Annotated in this window: 13 protein-coding genes; 11 read left to right on the top strand and 2 right to left on the bottom strand. The window is 36.7% G+C overall.

The annotated features are described in order from the left end of the window. Both ACRRVD_RS01230 and ACRRVD_RS01235 read left to right on the top strand, forming a co-directional pair. On the top strand, positions 1-213 hold a 213-nt coding region (locus ACRRVD_RS01230), incomplete at its 5' end, for a BBE domain-containing protein (RefSeq protein ID WP_432461361.1). Between the two features lie 434 nt (positions 214-647). After that, positions 648-4211: a sodium:solute symporter family transporter gene (locus ACRRVD_RS01235; RefSeq protein ID WP_432461362.1), complete on the top strand. Its 3564-nt coding sequence runs from the start codon at positions 648-650 to the stop codon at positions 4209-4211. 296 nt (positions 4212-4507) lie between these two features. Here the strand turns inward: ACRRVD_RS01235 and ACRRVD_RS01240 are convergent, their stop codons facing one another. Continuing rightward, positions 4508-5401 carry a DUF3822 family protein gene (locus ACRRVD_RS01240; RefSeq protein ID WP_432461363.1) on the bottom strand — a complete coding sequence of 298 codons (894 nt, stop codon included), beginning with the start codon at positions 5399-5401 and terminating at the stop codon, positions 4508-4510. 313 nt (positions 5402-5714) lie between these two features. Here ACRRVD_RS01240 and ACRRVD_RS01245 point away from each other — a divergent pair, with 313 nt between their 5' ends. The 5 genes from ACRRVD_RS01245 to ACRRVD_RS01265 all read left to right on the top strand — a co-directional run bounded on the left by ACRRVD_RS01245 (position 5715) and on the right by ACRRVD_RS01265 (position 9005). Beyond that, positions 5715-6068, top strand: coding sequence for a DUF4296 domain-containing protein (locus tag ACRRVD_RS01245; RefSeq protein WP_432461364.1), 354 nt, complete (start codon positions 5715-5717; stop codon positions 6066-6068). A gap of 18 nt (positions 6069-6086) precedes the next feature. Beyond that, positions 6087-6374 carry a Smr/MutS family protein gene (locus tag ACRRVD_RS01250; protein ID WP_432461365.1) on the top strand — a complete coding sequence of 96 codons (288 nt, stop codon included), beginning with the start codon at positions 6087-6089 and terminating at the stop codon, positions 6372-6374. A gap of 72 nt (positions 6375-6446) precedes the next feature. After that, positions 6447-8396: a DNA topoisomerase (ATP-hydrolyzing) subunit B gene (gene gyrB / locus ACRRVD_RS01255; RefSeq protein WP_432461366.1), complete on the top strand. Its 1950-nt coding sequence runs from the start codon at positions 6447-6449 to the stop codon at positions 8394-8396. 146 nt (positions 8397-8542) lie between these two features. Beyond that, complete coding sequence (locus ACRRVD_RS01260; protein ID WP_432461367.1) at positions 8543-8716, top strand: hypothetical protein; 174 nt, start codon at positions 8543-8545, stop codon at positions 8714-8716. A 94-nt stretch (positions 8717-8810) separates the two neighbouring features. Continuing rightward, positions 8811-9005: a hypothetical protein gene (locus ACRRVD_RS01265; RefSeq protein WP_432461368.1), complete on the top strand. Its 195-nt coding sequence runs from the start codon at positions 8811-8813 to the stop codon at positions 9003-9005. A gap of 185 nt (positions 9006-9190) precedes the next feature. On the opposite strand, the gene ACRRVD_RS01270 is transcribed toward ACRRVD_RS01265, so the two are convergent. Next, a complete protein-coding gene (locus ACRRVD_RS01270) occupies positions 9191-10072 on the bottom strand; it encodes a deoxyribonuclease IV (RefSeq protein WP_432461369.1) in 882 nt (293 codons plus the stop codon). A 340-nt stretch (positions 10073-10412) separates the two neighbouring features. Here ACRRVD_RS01270 and ACRRVD_RS01275 point away from each other — a divergent pair, with 340 nt between their 5' ends. The 4 genes from ACRRVD_RS01275 (at position 10413) to ACRRVD_RS01290 (ending at position 16038) form a co-directional block, all read left to right on the top strand. Further along, positions 10413-10703, top strand: coding sequence for a hypothetical protein (locus tag ACRRVD_RS01275; RefSeq protein WP_432461370.1), 291 nt, complete (start codon positions 10413-10415; stop codon positions 10701-10703). A 57-nt stretch (positions 10704-10760) separates the two neighbouring features. Next, the gene (locus ACRRVD_RS01280; RefSeq protein WP_432461371.1) at positions 10761-11819 is read left to right on the top strand and encodes an RluA family pseudouridine synthase; all 1059 of its coding nucleotides are present in this window, start codon (positions 10761-10763) and stop codon (positions 11817-11819) included. Beyond that, positions 11767-12381: a ComEA family DNA-binding protein gene (locus ACRRVD_RS01285; protein ID WP_432461372.1), complete on the top strand. Its 615-nt coding sequence runs from the start codon at positions 11767-11769 to the stop codon at positions 12379-12381. Before ACRRVD_RS01280 ends, ACRRVD_RS01285 begins: the two co-directional genes overlap by 53 nt. A 129-nt stretch (positions 12382-12510) precedes the next feature. Next, complete coding sequence (locus tag ACRRVD_RS01290) at positions 12511-16038, top strand: sodium:solute symporter family transporter (RefSeq protein WP_432461373.1); 3528 nt, start codon at positions 12511-12513, stop codon at positions 16036-16038. Positions 16039-16043 lie beyond the last annotated feature (5 nt).

Below are 16043 nucleotides of genomic sequence, written 5' to 3' on the forward strand. Positions count from 1 at the left end.
AGCCAAAAGGATAATCAATTAAAATGGTCTAAGGAATATTACACAGAACTGGAAAAATTTGGAGAAGGAGCTTATAGTAACTATCCTGACTTATGGTTGAATGATTGGGCTATCAAGTACTATGGTAGTAATTTAATTAGGTTAAAAAAAATTAAAAGAAAATATGACCCTGATAATTTATTTAATTATGAGCAGTCTATACCTATAGAATAGATGTAAATATTCAATTAGTTCTTTTTTTTAACTATAGGGCGAGCTCTGTCTTGTATATGTTGTACTCACATTCCTAAAAATATTTACAATTGATTATGAGTATAATATAACAGTTTCTCAAATTTGAATTAATTTTTAATTAAGCTGATTTCCAATATAAAAATTTTTACCATAACTCAATATAATAAATTATATCATTTTTTATAAATCATATTAATCACATGAAGTATTCTAAATCAGTAAAAAATAAATCCACAAACAAATATTCTCTGGTTCGGAATGTGAGCCGAACGTACGACTGACCTTATTTTACACATGTAAAGATAGATACTACTAATTTATAATCCATTTTTTGTTTTTTAGAATAAAATCTTTATTATATAAATTATGCTATATCTGTAGGTATTGTCTCTATCTTTTTAATTAGTTGATTTATGATTTTTTTGAATATGCCTATTGTTATAGTAGGAGCTTTTTTGTTTTTGACACTAGTAGTAGGGATTTACTTTAGTAGAAAAAAGACTACTTTCCGAGAATATGCCGTAGGAAATAAACAATTTTCAACTTCTACTTTGGTAGCTACTGTGTTGGCTACTGCTTTTGGAGGCGGAGGGTTAATACGTACCGTAGAGTGTGTTTATGATCTTGGGTTATACTGGGTATTTTTTATACTGTTAGGAGTAGTTGATTTCTGGATTATGAGTAAGTTAGTATTGCGTATGGGTCCGTTTATGCAACATCTTTCTATGGCAGAAACAATAGGAAGTATTTATGGTAAATATCCGAGGATTATGGCTGCTCTGATTGGAATCTGTAATTCCATATGCACTATTACTATGCAAATCATTGTAATTTCTAGTTCTATTAGTATTTGCTTAACGTCGATTGACCCAAATGTAATCACTATATTTTCCACATTACTACTGATTTTTTATTCTATGTTTGGGGGTGTTCGTGCCGTTACTTATACAGATGTACTTCAATTCTTGACCTTTTCTATTATTATTCCTCTTTTAGCCTGGTTTATGTTTGTAAACATATACAACCCAGTTTCAGAAATCGTTACTATACTACAAAGTCATACTAAATTCCATTTTAGTAAACTATTTTGCTTTAACACCCGGTTAATGGATATGTTATTACTTATTTTATCTTGTATGGTGCCGTATATAGGTCCCGGTATTATTCAACGGGTCTATATGTCTTCTGGACCTATGCAGGCCCAAAAAGTTTTTGCATATACAACTTTTTTTAGTTTCATTATAAGATCTTTTATAATTTTAATTGGTGTATTTGTTTTTGTAAGCACATCAGATTTGGCGAAAGAATCTGTTTGGGGACATATAATTACCCATATTTCTCCTATTTTTAAAGCATTTCTTTCCATTAGCTTACTAGCCATGGCTATGTCTACAGCTGATTCTTACTTGAATGCTTGTTCTATAATGGTGAGCCATGATATAGTTAAAGGTATAGTCTCAAATGAAAAAGAAATACCTGATTTGTGTAAAATTAAAGTAGCTAGATTAACAACACTAGTAGTGGGCTTATTAGCTATGCTTATAGCCTTGAAGTCTAGAGATCTGTTACAATTAATGCTTTGGTCTCTTTATTCTATTGTGCCAATTCTATCAGCTCCTTTTATATTAGCTATTTTTGGGTTTCGAGGAACCTCTTGTACCGCTTTTATCGGTATGACTACAGGTATATTATCCATTTTAACTTGGAATAAATGGGTTAAGTCCACAACTGATATAGATGGTGCCTTTATTGCTATGCTAGCTAATGGTCTAGCTATGATGACGGCCCATTATCTACTCAAACAGCCAGATGGTACAGGGTGGGTCAAACCAGATAATACGTTTAAACAAATACAACAAGAGAATTTCCGTAAGAAAGAGGAACGAAAAGAAGCCATTAGAAGGGGTTGGGAAAATAAAAAAATGGCTATGGCCAAACTAAAACCTAGTCATACTACCATGGTATGTGTAGGATTGTATACTACAATCACTACTTTGCTTACTTATTTTATGGAGCGTATTATGGATCATAATTTATGGCTTGTATTTCAACTCTTGGTATCATCTTGTTTTATAGGCTATCCATTTTTATATGATTTATTAAAAAAGATAAAAGATATCCCAAACTGGTCTATTGGATTATCTTGGGTAGTCTGGTTAACCTTTTTTTTGCCTACAAATATTCTTTGGTACTGGTGGAAGATAAGAAATCCGATCTTGACCACGTCCTTATGTTTAACACATTTTTCGGTAATTTTATGGGTACTACCACTCTATATTGGAATAAGTATTGTAACAGTTACCTCATTGGTATCCATGTATTTTATATATATTCAACTTCCATATCCAGTATTATGCTCCTTATTACCACTATTTTTAGCAGGTATATTTCTGTTTATTTTGATTATATGCTTTAAAATAAAAGTATGTAACCTTACTACACAAAATATTTACCTAAAGGACCAAATAGATAATATATCATTGAAACAGTTTAAATCATCTCTATATGAAGCAGCTCTAGTTCCCTTTAATCATACTATTTCTCCTAAAAAGTATGGATCTATTTTGAACCAAGTAGTACGTAAAGTTGAAGAATCCATCTCTTTTTTAGACAACCATACGGCTCTTTATAAAGAAGATATTCAAAGCATTATTAACAAGCTTTATGACTGGGTTGCTTATTTTAATAAGAGAGAAAAATCTAAAGATCATGCACTACTGCAACCTGATACAATTACTTTAGATAAGTTGATCCGTAAGGTAGAGGTAGCTTTGTCCCAGGAGATGAGTGATCCCCCTAAACTATTGGTAGAAAAAATAAGATCTCCTAATAAGGAACCATGTTCCGAAATAGTATGTGATGTTAATCAACTAACCTATTCGTTAGTTAAAGCAATTTTACGCATTGGTAAGTCAGAAGGACCCAATGTACCAATTATTAGCATAGAACTACATCCTACCTCTTTACAATTTAAACAAGCTGATTCTATTGAACACAGCTTTCCTGTATTGATGGATTTTCAAGCTGTTGCGCTAATCATTAGCCAGTCTACTACTTCTAATGAGTATTTGCCAAAGGTCAAGTCATGCTATAATGAAATAGATTTTGTAGATCCTAAGGTAGAGAAAGATAAATCACCCTCTATAGATATTCATCAAGAAACTATATCCAGTATGGTCCGTGCGCATTATGGCTATTTGGAAGCTTCTTTTGATAAAAAAGTACCCACTATGCTGATGGTATTGCCTAACGATGTAACAGATATTATGAATAAGATGACGGCTGGATTTCCTATAGATGCTTTAACCGTAGAATCCCCTGTTACGCCTAAAGAAGAAGCTGATTCTATGATGGAACTAATGAATTTCCATGACTATGTATCTAAATTATCCTGTGAAGTAGATCCTATTGATATAAAAACTGTTGCAGGTATACTTTTATTGCTCAGGAAGCATTTTCGGTTTAAAAGGCATGCCTCTGGACAACTGTTTTATGTACACGCAGTAGGGATTGCTAAATTGGTAACAGATTGGGTTTTTCACTCTCCTAAAGTGGTCTACGCTGCTTTGCTCTATGGATTGGTGCGTCGTACTTGCTTGCCTCTTTCTTATATCAAGGAACATTATAATTTAGGTGTCTATGCTTTTGTATCAAATGTGGTAGGGATAGATAAGCGAGAAAATCTAGATCATCCTTCATTACTGTATGTACAAAATCGTTTGGAAAAAGCTATTAAAGAAGAACATGTACAGCTTTCTGTTCTATTTATAAAACTAGCTGAACGACTTTATGATCTACGCCATGCAGCTGGTTACATTCATCTATCAGAAGTAAAGCATATGGCGCAAGAAACACTTACCATAGATGTGCAAATAGCGCATACATACTTAGGATCAGAAATAGCTCAGGAATTAGAAAAAGCGGCTAAACAGGCATTGGAGGTTTGTAAGATTAAGAAAAAAGAAGACAATAAGTAAGTTAAGGCAATAGCAGGATATATTTGAGATGTAACGCACCAAAAGTATGAAATACTGGAATATGGACCAGCGGGCCCGAACCGGAAGAAAGTTACATTTTTAATCTAAGTTTATAAATTTCTTATCTTACCTGAATAAGATTGTATATTTTAGAAATAAATCTGTCTCATCAAACGGTCCTTTTTTGACACAACCAAATTACCTACCTAAAGTAGTACATAAACTATGCAAATGGAAAAAGGAAGGAAACGATTTTCATATAACTATCCGATTTTTTCGGGACACTATATTTATCGCTATACTCTGCTATGGGTATGACAGAGTAACGCACTCATTAAATCAAAATACAACATAGGAGAGGTGTTACTTGCTTTAAAAACATATGGATTTGATTTAAAAAAACCAATTTTTGTTTTTAAAGTAGTCTTTGGAATGTATGTCTTCAACTGACGATAAGCCAATGATTTTTTTTCAATCAATCCACCTACCAATAACGTACACGAAGCACGCTCTAATTGCCTAACTTGGACTACAGCTGATAGGCATCCCAAAAAGTCATCAGCTGTTTTATAAGAAAACAGATTACAATAGAGCAGATTTCTTTTATGGACCACTATGTACAAATAGTCTTCTGCCAACCAGACGAATAATTCTGCTTTATGTAAGCATTCTATTTGAAATCCTTCTATAATAGCATTAGCTTGGTGGATAATATGAAAATTGCTGCCGGTATAACGTTTTCTGAACCAATCTAATACAGAAGCATTTTCTGAAAACACAACTGACATTTTTTTAAATGCATGGGTAAAAGAGATCACTTCATGATGTGGATCGACACCACAAGCAACGTGCATATAGGTAAACAAATCTTTCTCGCTTAGCAGCAAATGAGGTATAAGGGTAAACTTTTGATTTGAAATAGATAAAGTAACAGAAAACCAATTTTTCTTAATTAGAAAAAATTCTTGATTATAAAATTGCTCTAAGCTTTTGATGTAGTTTGGGTGATTTTTATCCAGAGGGAGTGCATATACAGCTAGCAATAGACATGCTTGAGTAGTCTTTTCTATACAACATACCTTAATAAAACCATAACCTATATTAATAGACAAATGGTAGTTGATACTTTTATCGAAATTGAATTTGCTTGGATGAACAACAGAAAAAATTTTTTTTGGGAAGACTTCCATAATCAATCTTTATATGAGCTATCGTTACCTACATAAAAATAGGACATAAAATTCCTTGCAAAACCCATTTAACTCCTAACGAGTGGCTTTATATTTGACCTGTGATTATAGTATATCTAATTTATCTGGTTATTACGGAATAGACAGATTAAAAGATTGCTCCCCTATGGTATCCTAATTATAGTTGCTATAATAGTTACTTTTTTCAAATAGGCACCTAACCTAATGTATTTAATTTTTACTTTACATTTACCCAATATAGGAGTTTTTACTTAACTTTACATAAAGTGAATCACTTAAACGCGCTTATAGCATGAAAAAAATAACTACTATTCTTTTCGCACTATTGCTATTGTACTGGATCCGTAACGCACCGTTCACAACAGCTTCTACCAGCCATCCACCTACGTCTATAGTCCATGAACAGGTTTTTGTAAATATGATAAGAGATCTGGAGTTGCTCAATAGTTGGTTACTCAATAGCTATTATCCTCAAGCAACTATATCTATATTACGTCGTGAAAACTATGAAAAAATATTAGCACTATATAGGATAGACGCACAATCTTTCAATCAAAGTATAAAATATTATCTAGAAGATTCTTCAGAAAAGGCACTTGAAGTTTATAAAAAAGTTTATCAGGCTTTAAAAGAACTTTATATTTAGTTTTTAAATTCTTTATATATGTGCTCGAACATTGCAATTGGTAGCTATGTACGGATTAAAAATCAAACTGATCCAATACTTGATCTACATGGTTTCAACAAAGCTCAAGCGCTATATGCATTAGAAAAATTTCTAAATCATGCACTGCTATTAGGCCATTGTCGATTAAAAATCATCCATGGGCAAGGAAAAGGCATTTTACGTAGTGCCGTACGGAATTACTTAAACGACCATCCTTTGGTAAAAGGAATAACCCTGCAAAGTCCTGTACACTGTATGGCCGGCATGACTATAGTTGAAATATAGTGTGTCTTTCCTTTAAACCTATTATCTTGGTATATAAATTTTTTATTTAAAATATTAAAACAGCTTTTAAAAATGACCTCTACCATTAATGACTATTCAGCAGATAATATCCAAGTCTTAGAAGGGCTAGAAGCTGTTCGAAAACGTCCTGCCATGTACATTGGGGATGTAGGTATAAAGGGATTACATCATCTTGTCTGGGAAGTAGTAGACAACTCTATTGATGAGTCTTTAGCAGGTCACTGTACTAAAATTGGAATTATTATACACGAAAATAATGCGATTACTGTATGGGATGATGGTCGTGGTATTCCCACTGGCATGCATCTAAAAGAACAAAAATCAGCTTTGGAGGTGGTCATGACCATACTGCATGCTGGTGGTAAATTTGATAAAGGTACCTATAAAATTTCTGGAGGCTTGCATGGTGTAGGGGTTTCCTGTGTAAATGCACTATCTGCTCACTTAGCGGTTACCGTATACCGAAACGGAAAAATTTACAAACAAGAATATGCACAAGGTGTTCCATGTTACCCTGTTAAAGAAATAGGTACCACAGAACTACGCGGCACCACCGTTCATTTTACGCCAGACAGTTCTATTTTTACCACTACGGTCTATAACCTACATACCATTATCAATAGACTGCAAGAATTGGTCTATTTAAATGTAGGGCTAAAGATGCAACTAGAAGATCGTCGTGAACAAGACGAACAAGGTAATCCTTTTCAACAAACTTTTTACTCTGAAGGAGGCCTTCTAGAATTTGTTTCGCATCTAGAACGCACCAAAACTTCCATTATGCCCACGCCCATTCTTGTAGAAGGAGAAAAAAATAATATAGGGGTACAGGTTGCAATGACGTATAATACAGGCTATTCTGAAACAGTAGTTTCTTATGTAAATAACATTCATACGATTGAAGGAGGTATGCATGTAACTGGATTTAAAAGAGCTTTAACCCGCACTTTAAAGAACTATGCAGATAAGTCTGGCTTATTGGAAAAAGCAAAAATAGAGATCATTGGAGATGACTTTCGGGAAGGACTAACTGCTGTAATTTCTGTAAAGGTAGCTGAACCTCAATTTGAAGGACAAACAAAAACCAAACTAGGGAATGCAGAAGTACAAAGCGCTGTAGAAAGCTGCGTAGCTGAAGTATTACATTACTACTTAGAAGAACATCCCAAGGAAGCAAAACTGATTGTTAACAAAGTGATTGTAGCCGCTCAAGCGCGCCAAGCTGCCCGAAAAGCACGTGAAATGGTACAACGCAAAAATGTATTGATGAGTAACAGCTTGCCTGGTAAATTAGCAGATTGTTCCGAACGGGACCCTACGCTTTGTGAACTCTTTCTGGTAGAGGGTGACTCTGCTGGTGGTACTGCTAAAATGGGTAGGAACAGAAGATTCCAAGCCATTCTTCCTTTAAAAGGTAAAATTTTGAATGTGGAAAAAGCACAAGCCTATAAAATATATGATAATGAACAGGTCAGAAATATGATCACTGCACTGGGTGTAGCGATAGGTACAGATGGTAGCGAGCAAGCCATTAATCTAGATAAATTACGTTACCACAAAATTGTGATTATGACTGATGCAGATGTAGATGGTAGCCACATTCGTACCCTTATTTTAACTTTTTTCTTCCGCTATATGCGGGATATTATAGAGCAAGGACATCTCTATATTGCCTCTCCCCCACTCTATCTAGTAAAACGAGATAAAGAAGAGCACTATTGCTGGACAGAATCAGAAAAAGAAGAATGGGTCACACAACTTAGCCTTAAAGATGGAAAAGTTGATGCTGTATTTATTCAACGTTATAAAGGTTTGGGTGAGATGAATGAAATCCAACTTTGGGATACTACTATGGATCCAACACGTCGGAACCTAAGACAGGTAACTATAGCCTCTGCATTGGCGGCAGAACATCTTTTCTCTATGTTAATGGGGGATGAAGTGCCCCCTCGTAGAGAATTTATAGAACGTTATGCCAAATATGCTAAATTGGATATTTAAATTTTGTTTTATTTCCATTATATGGATTATGTTCTTAGGGTTGAATATTTTATTTTTTTATAGCTTTATTAACTTAAAGTCTGTAAATTTAGCATACTGGTTCAATTTTATTTAGCGTTTTAAATGCTTTAAACTTAAAGTAAGTTATGTTTAAAAATGTGTATTACCTATCATTAGGTGTGGTATTAGGTGCTATATTGGGCATTTTAGTTTGCGATAATACTAAGAAAAAAATTACAAAAGCGATCCAAGGCAAGGCAAAAAAATTATCGGGTTGCATTAAATCGTTGTCTGAAGAAGCCGTCCATACTATGGAATAAGCTTACATAGGTTTATAGCAGCATAGAAGCAACCAAAAAGTTACCTTTCTCCGCTTCTTTATTGCTTTAGGACGCTTTATCATCCCTATAGTTTATGTTTAAAAAATTATTGTTATATTTTGGAGCGATTTTAGGGGGACTTTTAGTATGGCGCTTTATGTCTAATAGACAAAAAACAAAATCTAAGGGACAGATCTATGACCGAACAAAAAGGGCTACTTTATCTATTGTAGCCAAACCCTTACTGAAGCGTTGTGTAAAAAAAATAGTTGCTATGCTATTACAATAGCTAAAAAACGATAATATAAACAAATATCAAAAACTATCCATTGCTGTGGCAAGTTTTTATGTTAAAATTCACTATTTTATTTTTTGGAATTCGCTAGAATCAGATTTAGACCGCCATTTTAACTATGGCTCTAGTCAGTCTCCTTTACCTAATTCGTTATTAAGTACTACACAGTCTAATAAGCTTTAATAAATACTACGCAGTAGTTCTATTTCTTTTGTCCACATGGTTGCACCATTAGGTGTTTCCAAATATTTGGGAATGCTGTGAAGTTTTGGATGACGCATCATGGCTTTGAAACTATCCATACCTATTGCCCCATTTCCTAAGTTAGCGTGTCGATCCTTTCTTGAACCAAGTGGCGCCATAGAGTCATTCACATGTAGCGCATAGAGGTGGTTTAGGCCAACGATTGATTCAAATTTGGCCAATGTATTTGCCCATCCATCTACTGTACGGATGTCATAGCCTGCTGCAAAAATATGGCACGTATCTATACAAACCCCAATCGGTACTACTGTTTTGACTCGATCGATTATATAGGCTAACTCTTCAAAAGAATGGCCCACTACGGAACCTTGACCTGCAGTAGTCTCTATAAGCAAACGCAAGGTAGTTTCTGGTTGAAAAAGTCGCTCAAAGGTCAATAAACTTTGCACAATTCGGTCTAAGCACGCTAGTGCACTGTCTCCTGTTGCAGCACCTGGATGAAAGTTTAAATAGCTGATTTTTAAAGCTAAGCAACGTTCTATTTCTTCTAAAAAAGCCTCACAACTTTTGGCCAATAAGTATGCTTTGTTGGAGCCCAGATTGATCAAATAACTAGCATGACTCATCACTTGTTTCATAGCAGTAACTTCTAACGTATGGTGCCATGTATCTAGTTCTGCTTGCTGGAGTGTAGTGCTTTCCCATTGAAGTTGGTTCCTGGTAAAAAGTTGTATGGTAGTAGCACCTATTTCTGAACCATGTAATAACGCATTATGGAGTCCTCCTTGGGTAGAGGTATGGGCACCAATCAGTGGGAAAGGGGCTTCTATTTTTGGTGGTGTTTGTATCTGTACCATATCATCCGCATCCATTACTAAAATTTAAAATCCAACCCATAAGTATACAAGCCTATATGGAAATGATCTATTGGTTTGTACAATATACCACAATTTTATGGGAGCAAACAATTAAGGGATGTATAGGCTACTTTTTGCTTGATCAAAAAAGCATATATTAGTCCTTTTATAGTAAATTGATCCATTATAGTTTCGTACGAAATGCGTTTTTACTTATTTTTAAGGTCAACCAATGGTATTTTATACATTTCTATCTAAAGTAGACGGTAAGTTTCTTATAATTTTAATCTTTTCGGTTATCCGATGGTTCTATATCCATCGGAGGGATTCAGATAATGCAATGTCCCATAACAAAAAATATGATTATGATGAAGAGGAAGAAGACGACGATTATGAGGAGGAAGCAAAGAAAGAGGTAGATCATCAAGCTATCTCTTCTACTATGGCCAGAGCAGTGGCGCCCAGAAAACCTCAAGCGACAGCTTTGCCTCAAGAAGCAGCGGCTCATCCTAGCTCCTCCAAACCTACTCCCAGCGTAGATCGAAAAGCCCACTTGATCGGCAAACGAAAATTATTTAAAAATGGATTGCTGATGGATGCACTTATGAAACGAAAAGACTATATAATCTGATCTTACCTATAGCAGATTGCACGAAGCCATTTTTATACTTCTTCCTACTACTTACACATGAATGCATACAGCCCATCTCAAACGCTTTTAAAGACGCATCTGATTACCGTTACAAGTGAAAATTGTAATCTGCGTATAGACAAATTTTTATCAGATTTTTTAAATATAAGCCGCCATAAAGTCCAATTAGCCATTGCACACGAATGGGTTTCCGTTAATAGTCAGCCTATAAAATCCAATTATAAGGTTCAGCCTAAAGATGCAATCCTAGCAAATATACCTACTGCCACGGAGGTAGCTACGCTGACTCCGGAAGCAATAGCATTGGATATTGTATATGAAGATGACCACCTACTAGTTGTCCACAAACCGGCCCAGATGGTAGTACATCCAGATACCGCCCATCAAAGCGGAACATTGGCCCATGCATTGCTCCATCGCTATAAAAATTTACCTTTAAAAGACGATATGCCGACCCGGCCTGGCTTGGTACATCGGATTGATAAAAATACATCTGGTCTATTGGTAGTCGCCAAAACAGCAGAAAGTTTGGCCAATTTATCCCGTCAATTTTACAACCATACGGTCAAACGGATTTACCATGCATTGGTTTGGGGCAACCCTGAAAATGGATGCGGCACCATCGATTTAAATATTGGGAAAAGCCGCCGCCATCAAAAAAGCTTAGCTTTCCCAGATGGAAAAAAGGCTGTTACCCATTATCAGGTCATCAAGCCACTACAGCAGGTTGCCCTTGTAGCCTGTAGATTAGAAACGGGGCGTACCCATCAGATTCGCGTCCATATGCAACAGATCGGTCACCCCGTCTTCGGTGATCCGCAATATGGTGGTGATGCAATCGTTAAGGGTCAACGATATGCTTCCTATAAGGCGTTTATACGCAACTGCTTTAAACTAATGCCTTACCAGGCACTCCATGCAGCGGTGTTGGGCTTTAACCATCCGGTCACGGCAACACCACTCTCCTTTGAAGCGCCTTTACCCAAAAATTTTGTTAAACTCATAGAGAAATGGGAAAAATACAATACCGCTCGTATGGACCATGTTGCGCAAGATAAAACATTCGATCAAACAAGCCTTTCACTTTTCCAATAGGGAAAGCAATAGCTTACTAGCCATTATTATCTTTATGCTACTTGCCGTTATGGCACCTAAAGTAGTACAGCTATACTATATCCATAAACCATTGGACCATCGTGCAGACATTGCGTTATTGGAAAAACAGCTGGCTTTATTGCAAGCAAATAGCAATAGCTTTGTCCCATTGGATATAAACAGCGCTACGGCAGAACCATTACTAGCCATAGAAGGGATGACCCAACCACTTGCCCTTAGAATCTTACGGTATAGAGACAAATTGGGTGGGTTTGTTTCCGTTGACCAATACAAAGAAGTATATGGGCTATCGAACCACCTGCGCGTCAAACTCATCCAGCACACCACTATACGAAAAGGTTATCAACCTAAAAAAGTATCCTTAAACCAGACAACCCGTAAAAACTTGGCCTCCCATCCCTATATTTCATACAGTATGGCGCAAGCCATTATAGATTACAGAAAACGCAAAGGAAAATTTACTACTTTTCGTGCCATTCAAACACTACCGGGCTACCATCCAGATTGGGGAAAAAAAATAATGCCCTATCTCTCCCTTTAACCATTCTTTACAACAGGTCCCTTTCCTGACTTTTGATTTTTACATAAGAATTCGTATTATAAAGTGTAGCGCTACTGCTATGCCTATTTTTTAACTTCTTAACGGCTTGATCTTATGATACATTTTAATATGCCGTTATATATAGTGGCAGCTTTTTTAGGATTAACCTTTCTAATGGGTATTTATTTTAGTAGAAAAAAAACTACTTTTAAGGAGTATGCAATTGGAAATAAGCAATTTGCTACGGCTACTTTGGTGGCTACGGTATTGGCTACTATATTTGGTGGGGGAGGATTGATGCGTAATGTAACGTGTACTCATGAACTTGGCTTACCGTGGATCGTCCTTACATTAGATTGTTTCGGCCTATGGATCATTGCTAAATTAGCCTTGCGTATGGGGCCATTTATGCAACACCTTTCTATGGCAGACACGATAGGTAATGTTTACGGTAAGTATCCAAGGATTGTGGCAGCTCTGTTTAGTATCTGTAATTGCATAGTTAGTGTAAGTATCCAAGTTAATGTAATATCCCAAGCGATTAGTATGGCTTTGGGTTACGTGGGCTCTCCTGTAATCACCATTTTTTCCACCTTAGTCCTTATTTTTTATTCTACCTTTGGAGGCATTCGGGCTATTACTTATACAGATGTATTTCAGTTTCTAACTTTTTCCATTATAATTCCGCTTTTAGCTTGGTTTATTTTTGTACAAATAGGCAAGCCAGTTTCTGAAATTATCCCTATACTACAAAGTTATCCTAAGTTTCAATTTAGCAACTTATTTCAGTTAAATACCGAACTAATAGGAACAATTCTATTACTTCTATCTTGTATGCTATCCTGGATAAACCCTAATACTATCCAGCGAGTATATATGGCTTCTGGTCCGACTCAGAGTCGAAAAGTCTTTTCGTATGCAACTCTCTTTAGTGTCATTATATTCTTGTTTATCAATCTAGTTGGTATATTTGTTTTTGTAGGGGTACCCGATTTACCTAAAGAAGATGTTTGGCTGTATATAACCACTCATATTCCTACTTCATTTAAAGGATTTCTTGCCATTAGTTTGCTTGCTATGACCATGTCTACAGCTGATTCTTACTTAAATGCTTGTGCCATTATGGTAAGTCACGATATTGCAGGGAGCCTGCAAAAGAAAAAAGAAATGACTGATGTATCGCAAATTAAAATAGCTAGATGGACCACGTTGATAGTGGGACTACTAGCTATGCTAGTAGCTTTTCACTGTCAAGATCTATTAAAATTAATGTACTGGTCTCTTGATTCCATTGTACCTATCATAACAGCTCCTCTTATTTTTGCTATTTTTGGTTTTCGGGGTACTTCCCGTACAGCCTTGATCGGTATGGCTACGGGTGCACTCACTATTTTAATCTGGAACAAGTGGGTTGCGCCATCCACGGGAATGGATGGTTCCTTTGTGGCTATGTTGGCCAATGGCTTGGCCATGCTAGCGGCCCATTATCTACTGAAACAACCAGAAGGCGCGGGCTGGTCTAAACCAGATGATGAGTTCCAGCAGATACGGCAAGCACGTACGCGGAAGCGTGCGGAACGAAGAGCAGCGATTAAAATGGCCTGGGAAAATAGAAAAGTAACTTTGAGTAAATTGACTCCCAATGATACTATTCTACGCTTAATCGGACTCTATATGGTGGTTACTTCTATTATGGATTATTGGTTGATGAATCCAACTGCCATCGGTTGGGCCATAGGCCAAGTTTGTGTAGGTGCCCTGCTTGTAGCCTCTAAAACTTTTTTTAGGAAAACAATTCCGAACTGGTTGATTGGCCTAGCTACACTCATCATCCTAACGATTTATTTACCGTTAGATTTGATTTGGAACTGTTGGTATGCATCAGACCCAATTTTTACTGCATCCTTGTCTTTAACCCATTGCGCCATTATTTTAGCGACATTACCTCTCTATTTAGGGACAAAGGTTGTAGCAACAACCGGATTATTAATACTTTCTATGTCCATTCGATACTTTTTACCCGAATTAGTTCCCCTACTGACGCTATGTGTAGCGATCCTAGTCATATTTGCTATTATTATTTACTTTAAAGTCAGATTAAACCGTTCTACAACTAAAATTCTTTATCTCGAAAATCGAGAAAAGCTTAAAGAAGCGGAAAGACTAAAAGCTTCTTTATATGATGCCGCTATAATACCAGCTGCTTCAACTGACCAGTGCAAGGGCTATGGCGCTATTCTAGCACAAGTTGTTCGCAAAATGGAAGAGTCGATCTCTTTCTTAGACGAAAATATGCCCCTTTATAAGCAAGATTTTCAAAGTATTATCCATAAGCTTTATGATTGGGTAGCCTATTTTAATAGAAGAGAAAAGGCTAAAAAGCATGCACTGCTTCAGCCCACTAAAATTGATGTAGACCAACTGATCCATAAAGTAGAATTTGCCTTGTCCCAAGAGAGGTCCGACCCGCCTAGGCTACTACTAGAAAAAATAAATGATATAGGGGCATTATGCCCCTATATCATATGCGATATCAACCAAGTAGTCTATTTATTGACCCAGGCTATTTTACGGGTGGGTAGCCTAGCGAATTCCCCTATTATCCGACTACAACTGCAGACTACCAGTTTACAATTTAAGCAAACAGATGCTGTTGAAAGCCATTGCTCACTGTCGATTCTTTTTGAAGCTACTGCCTGGATAATAAGCAAAGCTGCTACCCCTTCTGAAGCGCTTCCCAAGGTGAAAAAATGCTATGATGACAGGATAGATCTTGTAGGACCTCAAGTGCAGCAGCAACCTCCGCCATCGATGGACCTTCAGCAGGCCACCATGTCCACTATTGTAGCTGCCCACTATGGTTATGCAGAAATTTCTCCAAATAGAAAAACAGAAACTATTCTGCTGGTATTGCCTACTGATATTACTGAAATTCTGGGTCACATGACGGCCGGGCTACCTATAGATGCTTTAGCGATAGAGGGCCCTGTCACCCCTAAAGAGCAAGCCGATTCTATGATGGCTTTAATCCAATTCCATGACTATGTCTGCAAATCCGCTTATGAAAATGATCCCATCGATCTAGTCACCATTTCAGGGTTGCTGCTACTCCTGCGGCAACGCTTTGGCAGCAAGCGGCATGGCTCAGGCCAATTGTTTTATGTACGGGCAGTAGGGATTTCCAAACTAGTAGTAGAATGGGCTTTTCACTCTCCTAAAGTGATTTATGCCTCTTTGCTCTATGACCTGGTACGCCATACCTGTTTGCCTCTTTCTTACGTAAAGGAACACTATAATTTAGGGGTCCATGCTTTTGTATGGAATGTAGTAAATATAGATAAACGACAAGCATTAGATCATCCTTCCTTGCTTTATGTACAGAACCGCTTGCAAGCAGCGATCAAGGAAGAGCATGTACAGCTTTCCGTTCTATTTATCAAGCTAGCCGAAAGGCTCTATGATTTGCGCCATGCAGCCGGCTATGTACATCTACCAGAGGTACACCATATGGCACAAGAAACCTTAATCATAGATGTGCAACTAGCCAATAAATACTTAACCCCAGAGATAGGTGCAGCCTTAGAAGAAGCCGCCAAGGCCGCACTAGAGATTTGTACCAATAACCCATTGAACAAAGACTGCCATACAGTTGGTTAGGACCT

Source organism: Candidatus Cardinium hertigii (assembly GCF_050864915.1).
Taxonomy (GTDB): Bacteria; Bacteroidota; Bacteroidia; order Cytophagales; family Amoebophilaceae; genus Cardinium; species Cardinium hertigii_D.

Coding starts and splice junctions, on each gene's coding strand:
- ACRRVD_RS01235 (WP_432461362.1), top strand. CDS start 648: ATGATTTTTTTGAATATGCCTATTGTTATAGTAGGAGCTTTTTTGTTT.
- ACRRVD_RS01240 (WP_432461363.1), bottom strand. CDS start 5,401: ATGGAAGTCTTCCCAAAAAAAATTTTTTCTGTTGTTCATCCAAGCAAA.
- ACRRVD_RS01245 (WP_432461364.1), top strand. CDS start 5,715: ATGAAAAAAATAACTACTATTCTTTTCGCACTATTGCTATTGTACTGG.
- ACRRVD_RS01250 (WP_432461365.1), top strand. CDS start 6,087: ATGTGCTCGAACATTGCAATTGGTAGCTATGTACGGATTAAAAATCAA.
- gyrB (WP_432461366.1), top strand. CDS start 6,447: ATGACCTCTACCATTAATGACTATTCAGCAGATAATATCCAAGTCTTA.
- ACRRVD_RS01260 (WP_432461367.1), top strand. CDS start 8,543: ATGTTTAAAAATGTGTATTACCTATCATTAGGTGTGGTATTAGGTGCT.
- ACRRVD_RS01265 (WP_432461368.1), top strand. CDS start 8,811: ATGTTTAAAAAATTATTGTTATATTTTGGAGCGATTTTAGGGGGACTT.
- ACRRVD_RS01270 (WP_432461369.1), bottom strand. CDS start 10,072: ATGGTACAGATACAAACACCACCAAAAATAGAAGCCCCTTTCCCACTG.
- ACRRVD_RS01275 (WP_432461370.1), top strand. CDS start 10,413: ATGTCCCATAACAAAAAATATGATTATGATGAAGAGGAAGAAGACGAC.
- ACRRVD_RS01280 (WP_432461371.1), top strand. CDS start 10,761: ATGAATGCATACAGCCCATCTCAAACGCTTTTAAAGACGCATCTGATT.
- ACRRVD_RS01285 (WP_432461372.1), top strand. CDS start 11,767: ATGTTGCGCAAGATAAAACATTCGATCAAACAAGCCTTTCACTTTTCC.
- ACRRVD_RS01290 (WP_432461373.1), top strand. CDS start 12,511: ATGCCGTTATATATAGTGGCAGCTTTTTTAGGATTAACCTTTCTAATG.